This is a genomic window from Mesorhizobium sp. M1A.F.Ca.ET.072.01.1.1 (genome assembly GCF_004023325.1).
Classification (GTDB): domain Bacteria; phylum Pseudomonadota; class Alphaproteobacteria; order Rhizobiales; family Rhizobiaceae; genus Mesorhizobium.
This window is the reverse complement of record NZ_RZSF01000003.1, coordinates 1-20,859: the sequence shown is the minus strand read 5'-3', so window position 1 is coordinate 20,859 and position 20,859 is coordinate 1. Positions and strand designations below refer to the sequence as shown.

Annotated in this window: 37 protein-coding genes; 22 read left to right on the top strand and 15 right to left on the bottom strand. The window is 56.5% G+C overall.

What is annotated here, in order from left to right; all coding sequences use genetic code 11:
* Positions 1-42 precede the first annotated feature (42 nt).
* The 4 genes from EOA32_RS00880 to EOA32_RS00865 form a co-directional block, all read right to left on the bottom strand.
* Positions 43-606 carry a DnaT-like ssDNA-binding protein gene (locus EOA32_RS00880; protein WP_128370564.1) on the bottom strand — a complete coding sequence of 188 codons (564 nt, stop codon included), beginning with the start codon at positions 604-606 and terminating at the stop codon, positions 43-45.
* A gap of 22 nt (positions 607-628) precedes the next feature.
* Positions 629-1,102: a hypothetical protein gene (locus EOA32_RS00875; protein WP_128370563.1), complete on the bottom strand. Its 474-nt coding sequence runs from the start codon at positions 1,100-1,102 to the stop codon at positions 629-631.
* A 62-nt stretch (positions 1,103-1,164) separates the two neighbouring features.
* Positions 1,165-1,614: a hypothetical protein gene (locus EOA32_RS00870; protein ID WP_128370562.1), complete on the bottom strand. Its 450-nt coding sequence runs from the start codon at positions 1,612-1,614 to the stop codon at positions 1,165-1,167.
* A 118-nt stretch (positions 1,615-1,732) separates the two neighbouring features.
* A complete protein-coding gene (locus EOA32_RS00865; protein ID WP_210214795.1) occupies positions 1,733-2,971 on the bottom strand; it encodes a P22 phage major capsid protein family protein in 1,239 nt (412 codons plus the stop codon).
* Between the two features lie 62 nt (positions 2,972-3,033).
* On the opposite strand from EOA32_RS00865, the gene EOA32_RS00860 reads away from it, so the two are divergent.
* Positions 3,034-3,525: a hypothetical protein gene (locus tag EOA32_RS00860; protein ID WP_128370561.1), complete on the top strand. Its 492-nt coding sequence runs from the start codon at positions 3,034-3,036 to the stop codon at positions 3,523-3,525.
* A gap of 79 nt (positions 3,526-3,604) precedes the next feature.
* Here EOA32_RS00860 and EOA32_RS00855 read toward each other — a convergent pair whose 3' ends face one another.
* From EOA32_RS00855 to EOA32_RS00820, 8 genes are all read right to left on the bottom strand, one after another.
* Positions 3,605-4,438, bottom strand: coding sequence for a DUF6651 domain-containing protein (locus EOA32_RS00855; protein ID WP_128370560.1), 834 nt, complete (start codon positions 4,436-4,438; stop codon positions 3,605-3,607).
* 116 nt (positions 4,439-4,554) lie between these two features.
* Positions 4,555-4,758 carry a hypothetical protein gene (locus EOA32_RS00850; protein WP_128370559.1) on the bottom strand — a complete coding sequence of 68 codons (204 nt, stop codon included), beginning with the start codon at positions 4,756-4,758 and terminating at the stop codon, positions 4,555-4,557.
* A 56-nt stretch (positions 4,759-4,814) separates the two neighbouring features.
* On the bottom strand, positions 4,815-6,137 hold the full coding sequence (locus EOA32_RS00845) for a hypothetical protein (protein WP_128370558.1): 1,323 nt from the start codon (positions 6,135-6,137) through the stop codon (positions 4,815-4,817).
* 3 nt (positions 6,138-6,140) lie between these two features.
* Positions 6,141-6,407, bottom strand: a complete 267-nt coding sequence (locus EOA32_RS00840) for a hypothetical protein (protein WP_128370557.1) — start codon at positions 6,405-6,407, stop codon at positions 6,141-6,143.
* 1 nt (position 6,408) lies between these two features.
* On the bottom strand, positions 6,409-6,651 hold the full coding sequence (locus EOA32_RS00835) for a hypothetical protein (protein ID WP_128370556.1): 243 nt from the start codon (positions 6,649-6,651) through the stop codon (positions 6,409-6,411).
* A complete protein-coding gene (locus tag EOA32_RS00830; RefSeq protein ID WP_128370555.1) occupies positions 6,608-8,197 on the bottom strand; it encodes a DUF4055 domain-containing protein in 1,590 nt (529 codons plus the stop codon). The genes EOA32_RS00835 and EOA32_RS00830 overlap by 44 nt, the downstream gene beginning before the upstream one ends.
* Positions 8,198-8,304: 107 nt before the next feature.
* Complete coding sequence (locus tag EOA32_RS00825; protein WP_128370554.1) at positions 8,305-8,490, bottom strand: hypothetical protein; 186 nt, start codon at positions 8,488-8,490, stop codon at positions 8,305-8,307.
* Entirely contained in the window at positions 8,487-10,241 is a 1,755-nt protein-coding gene (locus EOA32_RS00820) for a hypothetical protein (RefSeq protein ID WP_128370553.1), read from the bottom strand. Before EOA32_RS00820 ends, EOA32_RS00825 begins: the two co-directional genes overlap by 4 nt.
* Here EOA32_RS00820 and EOA32_RS00815 point away from each other — a divergent pair.
* Genes EOA32_RS00815 through EOA32_RS00800 form a run of 4 tightly spaced genes read left to right on the top strand, consistent with a single transcriptional unit; the run spans position 10,228 to position 11,268 of the window.
* The gene (locus EOA32_RS00815; RefSeq protein WP_128370552.1) at positions 10,228-10,482 is read left to right on the top strand and encodes a hypothetical protein; all 255 of its coding nucleotides are present in this window, start codon (positions 10,228-10,230) and stop codon (positions 10,480-10,482) included. The two genes, EOA32_RS00820 and EOA32_RS00815, sit on opposite strands and share 14 nt — an antisense overlap.
* A 6-nt stretch (positions 10,483-10,488) precedes the next feature.
* Positions 10,489-10,671 carry a hypothetical protein gene (locus EOA32_RS00810; RefSeq protein WP_128370551.1) on the top strand — a complete coding sequence of 61 codons (183 nt, stop codon included), beginning with the start codon at positions 10,489-10,491 and terminating at the stop codon, positions 10,669-10,671.
* Between the two features lie 3 nt (positions 10,672-10,674).
* Positions 10,675-10,866, top strand: a complete 192-nt coding sequence (locus EOA32_RS00805) for a hypothetical protein (RefSeq protein ID WP_128370550.1) — start codon at positions 10,675-10,677, stop codon at positions 10,864-10,866.
* 3 nt (positions 10,867-10,869) lie between these two features.
* Positions 10,870-11,268: a hypothetical protein gene (locus EOA32_RS00800; protein ID WP_128370549.1), complete on the top strand. Its 399-nt coding sequence runs from the start codon at positions 10,870-10,872 to the stop codon at positions 11,266-11,268.
* Positions 11,269-11,272: 4 nt separating this feature from the next.
* Here EOA32_RS00800 and EOA32_RS00795 read toward each other — a convergent pair whose 3' ends face one another.
* Positions 11,273-11,890, bottom strand: a complete 618-nt coding sequence (locus tag EOA32_RS00795) for a terminase small subunit (RefSeq protein ID WP_128370548.1) — start codon at positions 11,888-11,890, stop codon at positions 11,273-11,275.
* Between the two features lie 419 nt (positions 11,891-12,309).
* On the opposite strand from EOA32_RS00795, the gene EOA32_RS00790 reads away from it, so the two are divergent.
* From EOA32_RS00790 to EOA32_RS00715, 16 genes are all read left to right on the top strand, one after another.
* A complete protein-coding gene (locus EOA32_RS00790) occupies positions 12,310-12,597 on the top strand; it encodes a hypothetical protein (protein ID WP_128370547.1) in 288 nt (95 codons plus the stop codon).
* On the top strand, positions 12,590-12,955 hold the full coding sequence (locus EOA32_RS00785; protein WP_128370546.1) for a hypothetical protein: 366 nt from the start codon (positions 12,590-12,592) through the stop codon (positions 12,953-12,955). Before EOA32_RS00790 ends, EOA32_RS00785 begins: the two co-directional genes overlap by 8 nt.
* A gap of 691 nt (positions 12,956-13,646) precedes the next feature.
* The gene (locus tag EOA32_RS00780) at positions 13,647-14,141 is read left to right on the top strand and encodes a hypothetical protein (RefSeq protein WP_128370545.1); all 495 of its coding nucleotides are present in this window, start codon (positions 13,647-13,649) and stop codon (positions 14,139-14,141) included.
* Positions 14,138-14,338, top strand: coding sequence for a hypothetical protein (locus EOA32_RS00775; protein WP_128370544.1), 201 nt, complete (start codon positions 14,138-14,140; stop codon positions 14,336-14,338). Before EOA32_RS00780 ends, EOA32_RS00775 begins: the two co-directional genes overlap by 4 nt.
* Before the next feature lie 2 nt (positions 14,339-14,340).
* A complete protein-coding gene (locus EOA32_RS00770) occupies positions 14,341-14,607 on the top strand; it encodes a hypothetical protein (protein ID WP_128370543.1) in 267 nt (88 codons plus the stop codon).
* Positions 14,604-14,906, top strand: a complete 303-nt coding sequence (locus tag EOA32_RS00765) for a hypothetical protein (RefSeq protein WP_128370542.1) — start codon at positions 14,604-14,606, stop codon at positions 14,904-14,906. Before EOA32_RS00770 ends, EOA32_RS00765 begins: the two co-directional genes overlap by 4 nt.
* 192 nt (positions 14,907-15,098) lie before the next feature.
* Positions 15,099-15,272, top strand: a complete 174-nt coding sequence (locus tag EOA32_RS38280; protein WP_189406788.1) for a hypothetical protein — start codon at positions 15,099-15,101, stop codon at positions 15,270-15,272.
* Positions 15,272-15,469 carry a hypothetical protein gene (locus tag EOA32_RS00755; protein ID WP_128370540.1) on the top strand — a complete coding sequence of 66 codons (198 nt, stop codon included), beginning with the start codon at positions 15,272-15,274 and terminating at the stop codon, positions 15,467-15,469. Before EOA32_RS38280 ends, EOA32_RS00755 begins: the two co-directional genes overlap by 1 nt.
* 264 nt (positions 15,470-15,733) lie before the next feature.
* Positions 15,734-15,964 (top strand): hypothetical protein, encoded by a 231-nt coding sequence (locus tag EOA32_RS00750; RefSeq protein ID WP_128370539.1) that lies wholly within the window; start codon positions 15,734-15,736, stop codon positions 15,962-15,964.
* Positions 15,964-16,152, top strand: coding sequence for a hypothetical protein (locus EOA32_RS00745; RefSeq protein ID WP_128370538.1), 189 nt, complete (start codon positions 15,964-15,966; stop codon positions 16,150-16,152). Before EOA32_RS00750 ends, EOA32_RS00745 begins: the two co-directional genes overlap by 1 nt.
* Positions 16,149-16,376, top strand: a complete 228-nt coding sequence (locus EOA32_RS00740) for a hypothetical protein (RefSeq protein WP_128370537.1) — start codon at positions 16,149-16,151, stop codon at positions 16,374-16,376. The genes EOA32_RS00745 and EOA32_RS00740 overlap by 4 nt, the downstream gene beginning before the upstream one ends.
* Before the next feature lie 50 nt (positions 16,377-16,426).
* Positions 16,427-16,651: a hypothetical protein gene (locus tag EOA32_RS00735; protein WP_128370536.1), complete on the top strand. Its 225-nt coding sequence runs from the start codon at positions 16,427-16,429 to the stop codon at positions 16,649-16,651.
* Between the two features lie 14 nt (positions 16,652-16,665).
* Complete coding sequence (locus tag EOA32_RS00730) at positions 16,666-16,887, top strand: hypothetical protein (RefSeq protein WP_128370535.1); 222 nt, start codon at positions 16,666-16,668, stop codon at positions 16,885-16,887.
* Positions 16,884-17,165 (top strand): hypothetical protein, encoded by a 282-nt coding sequence (locus tag EOA32_RS00725; RefSeq protein ID WP_128370534.1) that lies wholly within the window; start codon positions 16,884-16,886, stop codon positions 17,163-17,165. The genes EOA32_RS00730 and EOA32_RS00725 overlap by 4 nt, the downstream gene beginning before the upstream one ends.
* Positions 17,166-17,408: 243 nt before the next feature.
* Positions 17,409-17,648, top strand: coding sequence for a hypothetical protein (locus tag EOA32_RS00720; protein ID WP_128370533.1), 240 nt, complete (start codon positions 17,409-17,411; stop codon positions 17,646-17,648).
* Between the two features lie 33 nt (positions 17,649-17,681).
* Positions 17,682-18,764, top strand: coding sequence for a tyrosine-type recombinase/integrase (locus EOA32_RS00715; protein WP_189406784.1), 1,083 nt, complete (start codon positions 17,682-17,684; stop codon positions 18,762-18,764).
* Here EOA32_RS00715 and EOA32_RS39555 read toward each other — a convergent pair.
* Positions 18,761-18,940, bottom strand: a complete 180-nt coding sequence (locus EOA32_RS39555) for a hypothetical protein (protein WP_245499107.1) — start codon at positions 18,938-18,940, stop codon at positions 18,761-18,763. The two genes, EOA32_RS00715 and EOA32_RS39555, sit on opposite strands and share 4 nt — an antisense overlap.
* A 315-nt stretch (positions 18,941-19,255) precedes the next feature.
* Between EOA32_RS39555 and EOA32_RS39550 the strand changes: the two genes are divergently transcribed.
* A complete protein-coding gene (locus tag EOA32_RS39550) occupies positions 19,256-19,495 on the top strand; it encodes a hypothetical protein (RefSeq protein ID WP_245499106.1) in 240 nt (79 codons plus the stop codon).
* A gap of 66 nt (positions 19,496-19,561) precedes the next feature.
* Here EOA32_RS39550 and EOA32_RS00705 read toward each other — a convergent pair.
* Positions 19,562-20,859 (bottom strand): serine hydrolase (locus tag EOA32_RS00705; RefSeq protein WP_145971265.1); only part of this gene is annotated, 1,298 nt, incomplete at its 5' end.

Here is a 20,859-nt window from a genome sequence, read left to right as displayed (position 1 = left end):
TTGCGTCTAACTCACCCGGCCGTAGCGATACGGCCGGGTTTTTCATGCCCGCACCGTTGAACCGCTCAAAGCCGAAACGTTGCCCGTTCCGGTCAAGATCGGGAACAAGATTTGATCGATGATCGGGATTTGCGTTTGCGCATCGAACGCCGAGTTAAAGCCGGCATATTCGACGCTCACCGCACCATCAACCGCAGCGCGCTTATATTTGGCCGGCGTGTAATCGACCGACAACGCGCCGGCCTTTTGACCTTGACGCAACGCCGCTTCATACGTCGCATTCTCGACCTCGCGCGGAACCGACGTTGACGGTACAAGATACATGTAAATATCGAACGCCGAGTTGCGCGGCCATTCCCGCAACTGGTCACGCATACCGACCTTAAGACCGGGAAACGACGGCCGGTAACGACCGTCGAGCCATTCGGACGCGACCAAAAGCCATTCGTTCACCGTGTCATCGTCCGCAGCTTCGGCCGGAACGTCGTTGCCTCGCGCAATGTGGTAAGCTCGAAAGCCCGCCGCCGTACCGTAAAAATCAGCCATGATCGAACCTTTCGCTAGTTTTACGGAAAATGCCGCCAAGATTTCGAGCCTTGGCGGCATCAACAGAGCGTCCCGGCGTCGATCAGCGCGGCAGCGCTAGGATCGCGTTCCAAGCATCCTGTTCGGCCGCGTAGCCCTTGCTTTCGATGCCGTCGCGCTCGACCTTGACGCCGGCCGGATCAACGACAAAGAACTTCCGGCCTTCCTTCGACACCATAAGCTGCGGCGCGGCGGCTCCGGACGCGGCAGACGACATCGAACCGGCTAGGTCGGTCTTGTCGGCGGTTTCCTTGGCTACCGCAGCGGCGATTTCTTCGTCTGTGCTTTTCGACGCGTAGCCTTGCGGCGGATACTTCGACGCCGGATAGCCAGCGGCGACGTATTCGGCAATCGTCGGTCCATCATCACGCAACGCGACGGGATCGACCGCAGCGGCCGGCGTTTCGTCGGCAAGCTTGTACTGGTCGGGCGCGGCGTCATAGTCCGACTTGTTGATACGAACCGGGCCGTTGTCGGTGACGATGGTCACGGTTTCGAGCGGCGGCATTGTTGACATGAATGCGACCGGCAACGATACGGGCGCGAGTAAAGCAGCGAATTTCATATTTGGGTTTCCTTTCATGGTTTCGTTATGGGCAGCATGAACCGCGTCCGCTTCGGATCGGCGTTGCCGCCGTTATCACCAACCCGGTTTGAAAGAACCTCGACGCGCGTTACAAGCTTGTTCAAGCTATCGGTCATCAAATCCATTTTGCCGCCGACCGTCTCAACGAACCTATCCATTCGCGCATTGGCGGCTTTGATTTGTTCGTCTGCGGCGGCTTTGTTTTGCGCGATCTGTTGCGCGTTGGCCGTAACTTGGAACTGCAATTGCGCAATCTGCGGCATTTGCAGTTGAATGTCCTTCACGTCGTCGCGCAAGCTGGCGATATCTTTTGCAGCCGCAGCGTTGGCAGTTACCACGGAATTATATGTGATACCCCAACCGAACGCCGTAACGGCAATTCCGACTGCGAAACCGACGACGTTCCACAAATTTAATCTCGCTTTTTCGAGCGTGATCGGCATGTTGTTTTCCTCGCTCATCTGCCCAAACGCCCTATGAAGCTCTTTTGTTGTTCTTAAGAAAAAACCGGGCGGATTGCGCCGCCCGGTTCGGGTTATCTACCTTTGCCGGCGCGACGAATTAGCCGAGCAACAGCGCAATGTGTTCGGGCTTGATCGCCTTGACGCCCCAGACCAGCGAAACCTCATAGCGAACTTTCTTGTAACCAAGATAGATCGCAAATTCGAAGCTAACGCCCGAACGCGGATCGGTGATCAGCATACGGTCAACGGCCAAGTCGCCTTCCTCCGGAATTGCCGGGGGACGCATTGCGACCGCAAGCGCGTTCATCGAGAAACCGACGTTGGCAGCGTAGGAATTCGCAACCGTAATCGCGGTCGCCGCTGCCGGGATCGCCTGCCGCAGACCGGGCGCGGCAATGGTGATCGTGCCGGCGTTCGAAACGTCGGCGTCGCCGCCAGTCGGAACAACGACGTACTTGTTGGCGTCGCCGGCAAAGGTGATCACGTCGCCGGCAAGGATCGTGCCGGTGCCGGCAGCGGCAAGCGTAATGACCGTTGCGCCGACCGCATAGCCGGCCGCGTTGGTCGTGGCACCCGCGCCGGTTCCCTTGACGTGATTGACCGCCTGCCCGGTATCCTTGACCGACATGCCGAAGATGTCGAGCAATTCGCCCTGCCGCAACGTCATCTGCGAACCGGCTTCGTTGACGCGGGAAAGGTTCTTGACCGTGATCAGCTTGGCCGCTGCCGACGTGTTGAGAACAGCCGAGCGGAACGACTTCGGCGCGCCGTTGTCGTCAAGAATTTTCTTGATCTGCGCAAGGTCTTCAATCTGGTCGCCAGTAAACGGCGTGGTGCCGGGAGTACCGTAGGCGCGCGAGGCGTTCGCAGCCGCCTCAACGGCAAGATCAAGCTCAATCTCGTTGGTGAGCGTCCGCAGCGCTTGCGCAACGACCATGCCGCGAGCCGACAGATAGCCGGGACCGCCAGTGTTCAACGAACGCTGTTCCTCGCCCGTAAAGCCGAACGGAACGGCGCGGGCCTTGGTGAGCTTCATTTGGCCGGTCTGCCAAGTATTGTCGGGCGGCTCCGGAACCTGCATTGCCGGCGTGATGTTGACCGCAGTCTGCACACCCATCGTCGGAATGTTCACGTCTTGCCCAAGCGCGGCGCGCTCGACGGACGGCGCACGAAGCGCGGACGGAATGAAGCCGACCAACTCGCGCGAAACCACGTCGAGCGCCGCGTAAATGTCGGGAATGAGCGCGGTAAGCGTGTTCGCGTTGGCGGAAGGAAGAATGTTGAGAATGGCCGGCGCGGAAAGCGCGGACGCCATCAAAAGACGCTTGCGAAGCATGGTTTTTGCCTTCGGTTTCTGGCGCGCATCGCAAAGACTGGACGCGCAATTCGTGATGAAAATTGCTAGGTCATCCAACCCGGAGCGCCGCCGATCATCCAACCGGTACGGCAAGGTTCGCTAAATATAGCGAGTTGCGCGAAGAATTAACGCTGTTCGCCTTGTTGGTCAAGGCGTCAAGCGGCAAATTTGGGGATAATCACGGGCGGCAGTCGCAAATTTATTCCGTTCATCGCAATTTTCATATTGACGACCACAGCAACATATGCGACAACCATAACAACGTGTCTTTTTCTTCATCGGAGCAGCGACTAATGAAAAGGCGGCGATTTACAAAATCCAAAGCTGATTATGTTGCGGAATGCGCCAAGTACCGCGACGAAATCAAAGAATTGCAATCGAGACTGAAAACCGATCACGTTAACCGCATTAATGGACGCCTTGACGCATTCAAGTACGTGATTACCGCAATCGAGTTGTCCAGTTCTCTTGACGATCTTATGACCAAGGTTCGCCAAGTCGTTGAAGAAACAGAAAGAGATTTGGAGCTTTGAAACACAACCGCCCGCCGCTGCAACCCATCAACAGCGGCGGGCGGGCGATCACGTCGCCAAGGCGGCGAAGCGACGGATTTTAATCGACAATCGAGATTTCACCTTTTGCCGCTTGCTGCGATGTCGAAGACTGTTCGGCCGGCGAAAGCTTTTCGAAATCGGCGCGCTTGATAAAGCGGCCATTGCCGCGACCGCCACCGCCGCCGCCATTGCCAGAACCGGACGCGTTGGGCGCTTTCAGGATCGCGTCTTTGCCCGCGTAGGTATCAACGATCTTTTCCAACGCTTCGTCCAGATCAGCCGGGTTGCCAAAGTTGTTCGGGTTTGACGACAAGATTTTATTGCCGTCCGCGCCATACGGAACAACCTTGCCATCTTCAACTTTGAAGTGTTTCGAGAACGTCGAGCGGAACATGTCGGCCGGGACTGCGATGCGATCCTGAATGAACTTGGACGACGAAAACGCCGCGTTCAAGGTCATCGTGTCGATAACGCCGGCTTGTTCCTTTATCTTGTTGTCCTTTTCGGTCAACTGTGCGGTCAACTCGCCCTTGATCTGTTCTTTGAGCTTGTCCACTTCGCCGCTATCGATAAGCTTTTTCGCGTCGAGCTTGCCGACCGTCTCGATTGCCTTCAACGCCGTTGTCGGATCGATCAGCTTGCCGGCCGCGTCCTTGAATTTGTTCAAGTCGGCTTCGGCGCGTTCCTTCGCCTCGCGATGGTTCTTGGCTTCGGCGTTGAGGCGCGAAATCGTGCCGCCTTCGATAGCGGTTTCGTTGCCGCTGCTATCGAGATAGATCGGGTTGCCGTCGCGCATTTCAATCTTACCGTCTTTGTCGAGCTTCCAACCGGCCTTACCGGTATCGAACGCGATCGGGTAGAGATTGGCGAACGTCGCGGCTGCGGCGATCATGAGGGTTTTCATAGTGTTACTTTCAATGCGGCCATCCGACCGCTATGCGCCGTCGTCATCCGAACGAACGGCAAGGGTTTTGCGCAAGATTACCCGCTCGCGTTTCGGGGTTGGTGTTAGTCGCGGTTGCCTTCCTCGACAATGAGACGACGCGAAGACGTGACATAGAAATCACGCTTTTCATTTGCCGGAACGGTATCTTTTCCGGTTTCTCGCCATTCGTCCGTCATTTTTTGCGCTTCATGATCATAAACTTGATCAATGGTCGTGACGTGAACGGGCCAACCGGCATGTGCATCAACGGTAACTTTGGTCGTCATGGTATCGTCCTTTCCGTTTTTTGCGCGAGATTACCCGCTCGCGTTTCGGGGTTGGGTCATGACGTGAACGCTACGGCCGATGCTTTCGCGTGGTCATAGTCGGTCCCCATCCAACGTCGGAAGCTGCCGCCGCAAATGCGACTATCGCCGTTGCCGTTGGTGTTTTCGTCAAAGTGATCGCTTGCGCTCACCGACGATCCGCCCGCGCCCGTTACCATCGTGCCATTGAGACACAAGAACGCTTCCGTTGCCTTTTGGCCGATCAAAAGTTTGTTGCGGATCGGTGAGCGCAAATCGGTCGTGTAAACAGGCTTGACGCCCGCGCCGCCGTTGAAGGTTTTCAGCCCGAACGCGGTACAGCCGGCCGTCTGATTGGAGCTTACTTGCAAGCCGGCCGATGACGCCACTAGCGCACCGTCGCGCCGCTGCCAAAACTCGAAATAATGAACTTGCACCGCTTGGTCACGCTCGAAAAGCGCCATCGGGCTTGATTGCGTCGTGCCGGCGTAGCCGGCAACGGCTGCGGCCGGGCGATCCCGCCACACCTTAAACGATGCGGTCGTTGTTTGAATTGGCGGCTGTTCGTAAAGCACAACGTCGGCGGGATTGGTCGCGCCGGTATCGAGGCATTCGGCAAAGTCCAGAACGAACTTGTCGCCAATCGAGCCTGTCAGCTTGATTTGAGTTTGCGGGCCGGCAATGTTCTGGACGGCATCAAAGCGCGTCTTTTTGAAGCTGCGGGCGTTCGCGCCGGCAATCGCCTTAGTCGTTTGTGCCGGGAACGATGCGCCAGCGTCGAGCGACACGGAACAAGTACCGCCGCTGCCAAACGTCTGTTTCCACTCGATTGAGCCGATGCGATCCCGCGCCGTGCTATCCGTCGAGGCTATCGCCATCGTTAGCGTTGCGGTCGTCGCGGTCAAAACGACTTCGCAACAGGAATTGGCAACGCCGGTACGGCCGATCTGGTTTTTCGTCGGTGCATTGGCACCGACGACCGCCCAAGACGCATTGTTGAAGCTGCGAGACTGCAAGCAAACGTTGGTGATATCGACGCCGCAATATATGCCGAACAAGTCGGAACGCCGCACCGTCGCCAACGTGCTTGTATAGGTCTTTAGCGATCCGTCCGCTTTCTCGACATAGCTTGGTTGTGCCGGTGCGATCTGACCGCGCAAAAGCCGGCCGTCGTCGGTGTTCGAACCATCCGGCAGATAAGCGCCCGGCGTCCCGTTGATCGCGTATTGATCGTTGACGTAATCAAGGTCAATCGTCGCGAGATTGGACGGGAACAAATTCGACGGCACGAATGCCGCCGCTTCGGCTGGCGACAATCCAGTGCTTAACGAAAATGCGTCGGATAGCCGGAACGCGCTCATTTGCTAGACCGCCTCACGGAAGCCGCGAACCGTGGCGCTGCCGTTCATCGCTTTTGCGTAAAGCTTGTCGGTCGCCGCGAGCGTTGTGTTAAACCCTTCGTTCGGCAGCTTGAAATAATTGTCATCGTTGGACGCTGGCGCGGCGGCAGCAATCGCAATCGCAATCTGTTCTTCGTCGCGGTTGTACACGCCGACCGACTGATAAACCGCGCCGTCCGCAATCAGCGTCCAGTCCGTTACGGAACTGGCGAATGAAGTCTTTGCACCCATGTCAATCGTTCCCTTCCGTCAATGCTGCAAGCTTTGCCTCGCTTGGCGCGTTCGGTGCCGGCATGAATTCCGGTTCGGTGCCTTCGATGATCGACACCGCGAGCGCTAGACCGTTAGCGACGCCACGCATGTACTTGTTGTAATCGCCAAAGCCGGGCGACTTCGCCACGTCGCGGCAGCGCTTCAATTCGTCCAGCGCGTCAAGCGGCAATTGGCGGCTTGCTTTTGTTGTCGTCTTCGGCATCGTCTAATCCTTCCGCTGGCAATTCTTCCAACAGTCTTTCGTCTTCCGCTTCGGCGTCGAATTCGGGTGCAAGCACCTTGCGGCGCTTCAACTCGGCCCAATAGGTGTACCGCGACAAATCCTTTGCGCGTCGAGCGTTGCCCAATTCAGTAAGATCGGCGTTGCCGTCAGCGAAATCGTCAAATTCAGTGTAGACGTTCACTTCCGGCGAATAGTCTTTGATGTTCAGCCATTGGCACGTCAAAACCAACGCGTTTTCCAACGCGTCTTTCAACTGCAACGCCCACGCGCCGACCGCCGTTCGCGCCTTGCCGGCCGCGACCGCCGAGTTGATCACCGTCACGTTTGACGATTGCGCGGTGAGCGGTTGCCGCCCAATTTCGCGCAAGTTTTCGATGGTCGATTTCACGTCGTCGGCCAGAAACTTCATGGTGTTTGCAGACGGCTCGACAAATGCCCATGTGCCGGCCTTGCCGTCCGCGTTTGGCTTGCCATACAGCACGACGCCCGGACCAACGCGAAGCTTTTTCGGCGTCCCGTCCGCGTTGACTGGCGGGTTGACGCCTTGCGCTGCGAGCATCGGGTAAGCGGCCATGATCTTGACGAACTTCAAACCGCTTTCCTGCTGGTAAAGCTCAATCTGCAAATCGGCCGCGTCTTGCATCGTCGGGAAGATACGGAACGTGCGACCGTCGCGCCGGCCGGTGATGAACGGCACAAGCGGAATGACGCCTATCGAAATCACGCCTTCACGTTCAAGAACGAACATCGTCTTGCCGTTGGGCGATTGCCTATCCGTCTTGACGTAAAGCTGCCACGTAACGCCGGTTGCGTTGCGCTCGAACACGCGCACATGATCCGGCTTGCCCGGCTCGAAAATGCGCATGTACGTCAAGACTTCCTTGCCGCCGATCATTGCGGTTTTCGCTTCAAGCACGTTGCGACCAAGAACGCGCGACCAGAACGGACGGACGCCGGCCGCTTTGGCGTCGGCAACAGAGCGAACTTGCGACGGATCGACGGTCGGGAAATCGACAAAAATCCAGTCGATTGCCGAGTTGATCCCGTTGAAGAACACACCCGACGAAAACACGGTCAGATTGTTGCCGCTGCCGTCAACATCTTCGATGAATTCGGTGATCTGTTGCGGAATGACTTTCGAGCCTTCCTTGTCGCTTGTAACCAGCGAAATTTCTTCCTCGAACGGCTTGGATGCCAAACCTTCGATGATATCGCGGTAAACGTTGGTAAGCTTCGTCGCGTTGACGCGGAAATCGTATTCTTTTTCGTCTTCGTCAACGAACTTCGGCAGATACTTTTCGCGCGCGAGCCGCAGCGCCTTAATGCCGTCAATGATCGTGTCGGTTTGGTCCCAATAATCGACCATCGCGGCGCTATCGGGCGAGCGCTTCAACATTTCGTCACCGGAAACGTTGGTGTTTGGCGACATGTCGCGAACCGTAATCGCGCCAGCCGATGTTGACGTGTTGTCGAAGCCGCGCGGGAAACGCGTCAATGCGGTCGAGGCATAAAAAGCCTTAGTCATATCGCTCTAACCTCAATGCGCCCGCTAATTCGTTCGGTCCTAATTTCGTCGCCGTCAACAATCATATTGCCGTCTTCGTCGCGGTATTCTCGGCGGTGTATTTCATTTCAACGGCTTTCCACCGATGCCGGCGCTTGACGGCAGGCCGGATAAAAGCCTTCGCAGTTGCAATAGACACACCGGTTTTTCTCGCACGGCTTAAAATTGAACGTTTCGAACCAGACGTTGCCTGCCTTATCCTTGTAAACGATCGTGTCATCGTCTTCGGCAATCACGTTGATACGGTTGGTCAACGGTATGATCCTACATAAATTTGCCCGTAATCGTCGGGAACCGGGAAAAACATTTGTACGCCGCTATCCGCTAAATTCGGTGATTTTGCACCATCCGGTTTCTTGTTCACGACCGTTTTTAGGCTGGAACCGGGCGAACTAGTCGGTTGTGCCAATTCTTTCATGAGTTGGTGTAACAAATTCATCGAACTGTCAAGGCTGATAAGGTCGTCAACCGGGTAAACAACGCCTTCTGTCACAGCTTTGAATGTCTTGTAAAAGCGCATTCGCAACGAAAACCACGCTTGCGCCTTCATGTTGTGAAAAATGTCTTTGTTCGTTGAACTTTCTTCGTCATCGGGAACGATGCGGTCAAAGGGATTTTGAACTGCCGCGCCGGCATTCCACGCGACCATTTTGATTTCATCCGGCGTGATCAGCTTTTCGTCAACAAGCCGGTTAAACTCGGCTTTGACGGACGCGCCAAGCCCAACGCAATCATATTGAACCTTGATCCCGCGAATACCGCGACAAGCAGCGACAGCGCGCCGCGTGGTGACGCCTGTATCGCGCTCGCCCCATTCCTCGACGGATCGCCAGATAATCCATTGCCGCTTTGACAGCGCGTTACGGTCAATGCCTTCGTCGGCAACGTCCAGCCCGGCCGTCCAAACGTTCGGAATGCCGTTCCTAGCGATGTATTCCGCCAGATATGGCACCTTCAAATGAGCATCGACCGCGTGAGTTATCCACTCGTAAGGAATGATCGTGTTCGAGATTGCAGCGCTGTAATTGCGGTCAACCTCTTGCGCGAACAGATGCGCCAAACCCTCGCGCTCATACTTGGCTTTGCGCGTATCGTACCACTCTTGGGTTTTGTTCGGATGGTCACGCCAATCGACAACGAATACGCGCGTAAAGCCGGGATCGATCTTGCGACCGCGTTGCCAGTCAATGCCCGCCTCGCGCCGACGATGAAAGACGTTGCCAAGGCCGTTGACCGACGAAATATCGACTTGAACGTTTGTGTTGTCGCCTAGCGCCGCCTCGATCTTGTCGGGCCGTTCGTAGTGCGCGCTTTCATCCTTGAAATACATGGTTTTTCGACCGCCACGGCCGATATTGTCGCCCGCCTCGCCCGTTATGACCGATCCGTTGGCCGGATTGATCAGCTTCATGAACGTTATGTGTTCTTTCTGCTTTAATCCTTCCGGCAACCAAATGTCGGGAAGACGCTTGATCAACAGCCGCAGCTTTTCAAAGATGCTGTCGGGATCACCGAGCGTATCGACCAAATCTTGCTTGCGCGATCCCCAGCCGATAGCGTCGTCTTTGATGAACAGCCACGACCAAACAGAATACCCGCAAGCACCCCATGTAGCGCCAACGTCGCGCGACTTTTCGCACAAGCCGCTTTCGCCATCGGTACGCAACTCATGCAGGAACGTGATAAAATCATACTGCTTTTCGAAGAATACAAACGGTATCCATTTCGTCGCCGCGCGGCGCGGATCGTAAGTATCCATCCAATGCATAATGAATTCGGCCGGTCGCGTCTTGTAATACGTGCGAGCGGACGCCAGCGCGGCTTTATCGGCTCGCAACTGTGCAAGCGTCTTGATCCGCCATGCGTACACGGCGGCATAATTGGGCGGCCATTGCTCGCGGCCGAGCGGTTCCGGCTTCCACGGCTTGACGGTATCGGCTACGGTTTCCCGCTCGCGCCAACCTATCAAATCGGCATTATCAGGAAAATACATGTTGACGACCATCGCAAATTATGCGACAAACGACCATCGCAAACGGATTGGTGCAATTATGAACGAGTATCAGATTTTTGACAGGCACAACGCCTCGCCGGCTAGTCCGGATCACACATGCCTGATAAAAGCTAATAGCTTTCGTGAAGCTCGCAAAATTTATCGCGAAAGCGCCTATCCCAATCGTCGTGCCAATCCTTCCGGCGTTCGGATCACGCTTCGTCGCGAAAACATCGACAAGCCATCGGAGTAACGAACCATGTTTTACTATTTTGTGGCAGTAAAAGCGGACGGGACGACAGTTCGCGCGACGTTCGCTACCGACGATGACGCCGAACACGCGTTCAAAGCGGCAACGAAAGATTTTTCCGTTGTGTTCGCTCAATACGGCGAGGAATTCAGCAAAAACCAGCCTTACGACCGGTTTGCGCGGGAGATTTAGGCAATGCTGCCGGATTGGGTCAAACCGGGCGCGTCTTTCCTTGCCAGTCATGGCGGGGAACCGACGCGCTTTCACGTCCGCGCCGTCGTTGACGACAATCAAGTTGTTATGCGCTATTGGCGACCGGCAAAACAGCGTTGGCAATACATTATCGAATGCGACATTTGGTTCGAATTTCTCAAACGACTGGATTGACCAATGACCAAGCTTTATCGAGCGACCAACCCGCAACAGATTATCGACGTGTTCGAACGCAACGCGTCGAACGCCGAAAAGATGGCGGAGAAACAGACCAAGGTCAAAGAACATGCCTTGTACGCTCGCGAGGCGTCCGCTTGGCGCGCCGCAGCCGAGATTTTGCGCAATACCGAGTTTGCCGGTTGGATTGGCGAGCCGCAGCCGTCCGATCTTTTGGATAGCGATTACGCCCGCGACATCATGCGTATCGGGCCGGGCAAGGTCATGCATGCCGATCCAGTCAACGTTCACCCGACCGCACATTTGACCGACGAACAGCTTGAAGCGATCCACCGCGAGCGCAACCGGCGCGACACGTTGAACCGCGCCGGGATCGGTTTGCGGCTGCGGGATCGCTGACCGCCTAACCATTGATCATCTTTGCGTATACGTCTGCCGCCGCTTCGTCCGACACGTCACCGGGCAAAGCGGCGGCATTGACCGGCCGCGCATTCTCGGCGCGCCAATGCGGGTTGTCCGGATCGCGCAAGCCCATATAAGCCATTAGCTCGCGCAACGCGGAAAGCTTGTCGTGCAGCTTGATTTCCTGCTTTGCCTGCCCGCGACCGCTGGCGCTGACTTCCGTCTTGACGTGCGAGATTGCCGACAACTGTTCCGGCGTACATTTGGCAAGATCGAAGTAGGCAAAGCCGTCTTCGCCAATCGTGATGTAATTGCCCATCGAGCTAAACGCCATCGCGCTTAGTTCTTTGATAACCCGCTGCACCGTCAATTCGGACGCGGCGGCAATCTCATTGATCCGTTCCGCAACAGCCGCCCGCACCATCGGCTTTTCGAGCATTCCGCGCGACGCCTCGACCGCTTCGGCCGGGATCGGGCGATAAAGCGCGTTGGAAATGCGTTCGTTGCGCCGTTCGGCTTCCGCCTCGACGCTCGCCACATAGCTATCGACAAACAGCTTTTCAGCCGGCCGCAACTGCCGATATGCGCTTGTAAAGCTGATTGGTGCCAACGCATTCATAACAGAAGACTTAAAATATGGTTATCGCATTCCTAACACAAATTTATATAGTCGATCCGGCCGGTTAGGGTCAATCGTCGCAAATCGGTTTTCCAATGGTGCGCTGCAACAGCAATTTTTTCGCAACCATCGCAAATTTCACGTTGACACCATCGCAAACACAATTAAAACTCTAACTATTCCCCAACGGAGCCATGCGGCACCATGTCCCAACCGATACGGACGAAACTTTATCGCGAAGTCGAAGGGATTTTGCGGGCGACCGGGCTTGACTGGCGTATCGAGGCGGGAACCCGGCACGACATCATCTTGCTTTGCGGCCGGCGCGTCGGCGTCATGTCGCACGGCCGGCATAACGGCAGCGATAGCAAAAAGATCGCAGCCACGATCAGGCAATTTATCAAACGGAGCTAGACACCATGCCTAAGCCAGATGCGGCTACATCGGCAACCATCGGTCATTTCTATCTGGTCATCCAAAGCCACGGCGCGACGTTCTGGCTTTCTCGCGAATTCACACGACGCGGCAGACGCGAAAAGCTGGTTTTGACGACCACGCCGCTTTACGCCGAAGCATTCACAACGGAGGAACTACCGAAGCTTACGCAACGAATTTGGCAACAATTCAAAGACGCGGAAATCCTTCCGCTCGAATGCAACACGCGGGAATTGCTGCCCGCCATCATTAGAAAGACGATCAATGCTTAATCCCAATCCCCACATGACGCCCGCCAACCGGCATTTGCGAGCCAACGCGATTGCGACCGCAGCGGCCAATCCGATGCCGGAAGAAATGACGCCGCGCGAAGTCTTCGAAAGCGCGGTGCGCGGAACGGCAATCGCAGTCGCCTTGCGCGATCCGGACGCCGAACAGCGCTTCCGGTTCCGCCATACGATCTTTTTGACCGCAATGCGTCTCGGCTACACCGCAGCGGCAAAGCAAGCGCTCGCGCTCGCCAACGGCCATTTCACCATGGATGACGCAATGCGCCACGTCCGCAAGGTCTTTGCCGAAGGCAAGCAGGAATTGAAGGATCGCGGTCAAAAGGTTCCGTTCCGGCAGTAATCAACGACAAGGATTAACGCAAATGCGCTTTTGGGATATGTTTTATGATCGGCGTTGGGTTGGCATGACGGAAGGCGAAACGCTTGACGATGCAAAGGCGATGGCGAAGCGATGCCAACCCAATATCTTTGCCGAAGTCAAATACGCGGAATGGTTCGGCCGGCGCGATCCTCGCAATTGCAAGACCAGCGGCGGCAACGTTCCCGATCCCGTCTAGCGCCTTCGCCAGTTCCCGTTAATTGCCGGCCCGTCCGTTAATTCGGACGGGCTTTTTCGTGTCTGTAATTAACGGCATAGATAGCTGACTTAGATGGTTTGGACGGGTGTTTTCCTATTCTTGCAGCCACTATCTATCTATCTATATATCTATCTAACTCGTTAAATTACACAATTACCGTTAATTACCATCTATCTATTAGAAACCTTATATATATTCTACTATATACCTTATATAGATAGTGGCTCTACTAGATTGGAAAATGCGGTCTGTTTTATATAAGTCAGCCATATAACCCGGCAAAATATGTAATTACCGACAAATTATGTAATTATGTATTTGCGGACCCGCAGCGAGCCATAATTAGCGTAATTTACCGCCGCAAACGTGAGACAAATTTCACAACAAATTCCCCTTGACCGCCGCGAGCGGATCGGCATAGATTGCATGTTATAGACATATTGAAAGGCTCGCATGTTCCCCGCAACCGCAAACCTAGTCACGACGCCAGCACAATCGTTTGTTGTCGCGAAGACGCACGAATTGGGCAAACTTTGGTGTTTGTATCATCATCACGACGCAACCGACCAATTAGCTTATATCGGCGTTTGCAAGTTGCTCGATTTGTTCCAATGCCCGGACGCTCGCCAAAACAGCGAATGGATACGCCTTTTCGGCGCAAACGAGGGGATCATCGTAAAGCTTCAACTGACATCGCTTGACGAAGTGACGGTCAACAATTTGCGCTTTCGCCAAGTTCAAGAGCTGAAGCCGGTTTGCAACATGGTCGGCTTTTCCTACGCTGGCGCAAAGATGCGGATTATCTGCAACGAAACGGGCGAGGAATTCGAAAGCATAAGCCACGCCGCCCGCGTCCATTGTTTATCACAGTCGGCTTTGTCCAATCACCTAAACCAAAAGCCCGGTCACAAGTCGGTCAAGGGCAAGACCTATCGGAAAGAAGCATGATGACCGACAAAGCAAAAGCCGCAGCGTTCGGCGTGATCGACAAGGACGGCAACCTTTGGCCTGCCGCAGCCGCAACACCGGAAGGTTTGATTGAAGCTGTAGCCGAAGTGTTCGGCCTTACCGACCCGACCGTAATCAAAAAAGCGATGGACAACATAGGCGCGCGCGTTGTGCCGGTGTTCATTGTGGAGGTTTGACGATGACCGCGCTACGCAATCGCCCTTGGATGGCACGTCGCAAGCCGCAGCCCGCACCGACCGCAGCCGAACAGATCGCCGCAGCATTCGAGCGACGCCGGCAACCGGTCGCACCCGGCAGTTATGGCCGTATCAACGTCGTGGACAACGCGCCGCGTTCCGTCTTCCTCGATATCGACAACCCGAACATTGCGTTTAGCGCGGACGATCTTCGCGAAGCCGCACACCTATTCAACCAGATAGCCGAGACATTGGAGCAACAGCCATGAAGGTACGGCATAAATGGTTTGATCGGACTGGCGTTGCGATCGCACAGGATGGTGACAGGATACGTGTTCAATGGAACGAGAAACCAGCGCCGCAATCAATCGCATATATTGACGATCTCGTTTTCATCGTGCCGGCCGGTCGTCAATTCATAACGCCGCTCGACGCATGGCGCTATTTTGGATTGCCGCACCCGGCAGACACCATCGCGCACCGGTTCGTTGCCGATCCGTACCGGCCGGCGCGGTGCCTCAACTGCGGTTCAAGGTACGAAAGCCATGCTGCCCGCAGCCGCCCATAGAGCGCCGCCAGAACGCGCCGCACCGGTCGAGCGTCGCAATGCCGACCGCTACCGCGTAACCGTCCACATGGACGGTGCGGCATGGTTTTACCGGGCATTCCGGAGCAACGTCGAGGCAATGGATTATCAACGGCAGATGCGCGATATATACCGCCGCGCCGGTCTGCACGTATGGGTAAGGAAGGAACGGCTATGACGGACGACAAAGCAGCCCGGATCAAGATGCTTCGCGAGACGAAAGGCATTAGCTTACAAGAGGCGCGGCTAATTGTTGAGCGCGAGGATTTGCATAACGAAATCGACCGCGCGAACAGCTTGGACGAAATCAAGGCGATCTTGCACCATCTAGCGGAACGGATTGTGTGATGCAGCAAATAACCATTCTTGACGCCAGCACCGGCCGGCACGTCACCGGGAAGTTGATCAAGCGCTATCCGCTTGGGTTGACCATCGAAGACGCGCACGACATTCGCTATTACGCCACGCTTGACCGCGTGTTGCAGGATGCGCCGAAGCCGGCCGCACCGCTCGCGCCGGGAGATAACGGGCGGCTATTCCAATGACACCGTACAAAGGACGCCAGTTTTTACACGCTCGCGTGTTGGGCGAGGATGGCAAGCCGGCTCGATACGTCGTCACCAAGATTGCGCTTGGAATGGTGTATTATCGGCCCGTTGATGGCGGCGCGCCTAGCTGTTGCTTAATCGAGGATTTTCCGAAATGGGCGAAGCCGTTACCGCCCGAATAAAATTGACGACCATCGCAATTTTTCCGTTGACGACCATCGCAAACCATGCGACAAGGATATCAACAACGGAGCAAATCAGATGCGTAGCGAATTCGCCTTTCTCTTTCCCGCGATGCCGAAGACCAAAAAGGCTCGCAAGCCTGCTATCAAGGCAATCAGCGTTGGCGCGTCGGTCGTGTTGTCGCTCGACGGCAAGACCTACACCGTTGCCGAGCGCGACACCCGTTACAAGAACGCATGGTTTGTCGTCAACGCGGACGGCGTTCGCGCACCCTACTCTTTCAGCCGCGACATGTTGAAGGTGATCTAATGGAAAACGGTATCCTTTGGGCAGCGACGGACGTAACCATTCGTTCGCGCGTTTATCCCGGTCACTCGCGCCGGGTTGCCGTCGAGCCTCGCGGCATCATCTATCGCAACGGTTGGGACGATCCGACCTTGTTCCGCGACCGCACCGAAGCTGACAGCTTTATCGAGACGTTGAGCCGGTACGCATGACAACCGGCTATTACGTCACCGTGAAGCGCGGCAACCGTACCGGATGGCTGTTCGGGCCGGTTGCCGATCATGCTGTTGCGCTGGCGATGGTTGATCCCGTCCGGAGGCTCGCGTGTACGGTTGATCCGTGGTGCGACTTCGACGCGTTCGGAACGTCGAGCATCACAACGACCAAGAAATTACCGCCCGGAAAATTAAACGACCAATGGCAATTTTTCCGTTGACGACCATCGCAAATCATGCGACAACCGTTGCAACCAACGGAGTTAAGCAGATGACCAACCCGACCAACTGGAACGAAATCCGCAAAGCAGCCGACAAGGCCGGTTTCTTTCATGGTTGGATGGCTGCGGAAGAAAACGCCGCTGAAACTACCAAGACGACCAGCGGGCCGGAATTCGAGCGCATCGCGCTTTCCTCGCTTTGCGAGGCGCTTGCTTACAACACGCTCGACAAAGCGGAACATGATTTCTTCGTGGCGCTTGGCGTCCAGTTCTAACCGGAGGCATGACAATGGCAAACAACTGCACCAAGCTTAGGCGGATGCTGGTCAAGCACGGATCGTACAACATGACGACGGGCGAGACGACGGCAAAGCGCGAGGAATGGGTAACGCGTGAATGTGGTGTTCCTCTTTTCGGCGAAACGGAGCGCAAGACCGGCATTTGTCGCGCTTGCGCTCGCGGCTGGACGCACCCGGAAAACTACCCGGTCGAAGCCGAGCCGCAGCCATGACCGAACTAACCGAAATCGAAAAGATGTACGTCGGCGCGTTGATCCGCGAGATACGCCCGCAGCAACGGAGGAAACGACACATGAAGACCGCTGACAACACCAAGCCCGGCCGCACCATCGCGCCAACCTATCGCGGGATCGTGCCGTTGTTGATCGCAGCGCTGCGGGACGGCACCGACAAGGGCCGGAAACTGGCAACGGCCGAACTGTATCAGATGGCCGATCTTGCCGACGCGTATAACGCTATAATTGGCGACCACAACAAATCCGAAATATAACATTAGAATTTGTTAAGTACGCGTGGAACCGTAATAATGCGCACATTCTAATGTAATGCACGTAAATATTGTATCGTACTGCATTGCACTAAAGCGGTTCGGACCATTCCGGGCCGCTTTTTGCGTTGCAGCGTTAGAGCGCGCTCAACCAACGCAACCAAAACGTGAACAAGCCCGGAACGATTGGGCCACGATCACGAATTGTAACAGTAGACAACGCAAGCGCATTACCCCTTAAGAAGTATGGCGAGCGCCATTTGTGGAAGAAAATCCGCTCGCAAGTGCCATAGGGAAATGTCGCGCAAATTACTACTCACACAAAAGCAGATCACGGCGATTTGTAAGGGTGCATCGAAGGCCGGCTTTGTGCCGGTGATCGAAGTCAACGGCGTGAACGTCAAGCTTGTTCCAGCCGAGACGGCCCGCAAGCTTAACCAAACGACCGACGAACGAATTGACAAACCAATCGAAATTGGTTTTTGAATTATGGACGATTGTAACAGCGTTCATAGTAACATGCCGCGTCGCCGCAGACTTTACGAAATTCGTGAGAAAAACCGCCACGGAAAATACGTTTGGTATTTCCGACGACCGGGACAAATCCGCGTCCGTTTGCCCGATCCGTACAACTCGCCCGAATACGTCGAGGCATACAACGCCGCGTTTGCCGGCAAGCTTGTCGTGCAAGCAGTCGGGCGACCATCGGTCGAAACGATTGCATGGCTTGTTGATCGATACAAACAAAGCGCGGAATACAAGGCTTTGCGAGCGACCACGCTTAAGACGCGGGATCACATATTCAAACGTTTTGTCGATAAATCCGGATCGCAGCCTTACAAGCTAGTTCGCAAGCAACACATACAAACCGCGATGGACGCGAAAGCCGACACGCCGTTTGCGGCGAACAACTCGCTTAAAGCAATCCGCAAAATGTTCGCATGGGCGGTTAAGGCCGGTCACGTCGCAAGCAATCCTTGCGATGGCGTCGAGTTGATCAAAGCGACCATCGGCGGTTTCCATAGCTGGACCGTCGAGGAAGTCGAGCAATTCCGCCTGTTTCATAAGGTAGGCACCCGCGCCCGTCTCGCGCTCGATATCATGCTGTTTTGCGGGCTGCGGCGCGGCGACGTTATCCGCGTCGGCCGGCAGCACGTCCGCGACGGTCTGATTACGCTGCGGACGGAAAAGACCGGCACCACGGTTTATCTCGCGATATGGCCGGAACTGCAAAAGTCGATCAACGCGACGCCGACCGGCGATTTAGCCTTTATGGTCACGTCGCGAGGCAAGCCGTTTAGCTCGCCCGAAAGCTTCGGCGGATGGTTTGCCGGCGTATGCGAGAAAGCCGGTTTGCCGTCCCATTGCCGAGCGCATGGATTACGCAAAGCCGGTGCGACCATCGCAGCCAACGACGGCGCAAGCGCGCATGAACTTTGCGCAATGTATGGATGGACCAAACTTTCAACGGCCGAAATCTATACCAAGGAAACCGACCGCAAACGACTTTCAATCGCAGCGTCAAAACGCATCGCAAATAACCGCACCCGCGAAGTCGGTGCGGCTAAAAAGCGGAAAAATGCTGTAAAAACAGTCGCTTAGAAACTGTCTATTAGTTCCAGCAGAACTATCAGGACCAGCGCAAGCGCGAGACCGAGCTGCAGCAGGTTCTCGCCAAACTGGCGGCGCGCGTTGCCCGCGGCGCCCCGGTCATCGAAACGCTGGGCGAGTTCGACGAGATACTGGATGAGGGCAGCGCCTATGTCGGCCCCGAACACGGCGGAAGCAACGCCGCGATCACCGCCAGGGGAACGGAGCTCGCCAAGCAGGTCGAAAAGATCCTGCTGGTCGAACGTGATGTCGATGTTCGAGACTTCGAAATCCTGAACCTGTCGCGCGACCTCGAAGCCACCTTTGTCGTCAACGAGATCGATCCGACGCTGTGGTTCAACATCGTCCGCGACGAGAACGAGATCAAATACGCGACGACGCAGCTAGCCCTCGACTACAAGGACCTGCATGAGGCGATCGGCGACGAGGCGGTCGAAGCCGCGGTCGCCAAGCCCGACAAGGAACCGAAGATCAAGCACGAGGTGCTCGACATCCTCTATGACGCCGACCTGCTGCGCCAGCGCAGCAGGCGGTTTCTCGCCCGCGCCTGCTGGCTGTTCAGCAAGGGAAAGAGTTTCGTCGCCCTTGCACCGGTCGATGCGATCGAGACCGACACCAAATCGCAGCAGGAATGGATCGACCGCGCGAAACCGGTGCTGACGCAGACGAAGTCGGGCAGCGGCGACTGCTTCAAGCTGCTCCGCTACGGGCAGGCATCCTGAGCCCGCTGGTCTTTGTTTTGATACTGTCGTTCACCCAGAATAGCCGCACGGCTCTGGGTGAAGCGATCAGTCACCCACCCGCTGCAGCCTGCCAAGACGATTGTCGTCGAGGAACTCGATCGTGATCGCCGAGGCCTTACCATCGGGGCCGACGACGAAGCTCACGCCCGCCGGCCGGTCTGGCGTCTCGGCGTCGGGATGGGTCAGGAACAGATCGCCGTCGAAATGCGTCAGCGAATAGGACCGCGCTCCGGCCGGCCCGACCTCGAGCACAAGGCCGTCGCCCGCGCTCGACACGGTCGCGTCGCCGATGAAGTCGTTGGCGTAGCGGCCGGAATAGGCGCTGGCCGGCCGGGCCGGCCTTGGCGGAGACGGTGGCGCGGCATATTCGGCCTTGGCCGCGGCGATCGCCGGACCCAGCATCCCGGCATAGATTCCGTCCCAGGCCTCGACCCAGTCCTTTTCGACTTTTCCGTCGAAGACCAGATCGGCAAAGCTGTCGGACAACCCTTCCGGGACACCGGTCGGGAAGGCGTTCGTAAGGATAACGATGCCAAGCTTCTCCTGCGGAAACAGCGTCGCCACCGTACGCGCACCGACGCTGAAGGCGCCTGCATGGCCCCAGCTCAGGCCGTGCCGACCGAAATCAATATTCCAGCCGAGGCCATAGAAAGACTCGCCTCCGGTTACGGGATTGCGGCCGAGCGCCATGTGAGGCAGATGCGTCTGTCGCAGCGCATCGGAAGCAATCAGCGTCCGGCCGGCATAAACCCCGTCGCCGAGCACCAGGCGCATCCATTGCATGAGATCGCGCGCGCTGGAATTCACGCCGCCCGCCGGCGCCTGAGGATCGACATTGCGCTTGACCTTTGCGGCCCAGACGCCGTCGATTTTGACATGCAGCGCGGCGCGATTGGCGCGGCTGATGAAGTCCGCGTGACGGGAGCTGGTCGCTGCCATTCCAAGCGGGCGGTAGAGCTTTTCCTCCGCGACCGTCTCCCAGGGCTTGCCTGTCGGCTTCGCGGCCGCCACGGCACCCTCGGTCAGCCCGAAATTGCTGTAGGAATAGCCGGCGCGAAAGCTCGATGATGGCGACACAAAGCGGAGGCGGCGAAGGATTTCGGCGCGGTCGTAGCCGATGCCCTCAAGGTCGTCTCCGGCAGTGCCGGGAAGGCCGCTGCGATGCGTGAAAAGATCGCGGATGGTGAGTTCGCCGGTGGGATAGGGATCGGCAAGGCGGAAGGCCGGATCGAGGTCGGCGATCTTCGAATCCCAGGATACCACCCCGTCGCTGACCAGCGCGGCCACGACGGTAGCCGAGATCGGCTTCGAAAGGGAGGCGATCTGGAACACCGTGTCGGCGT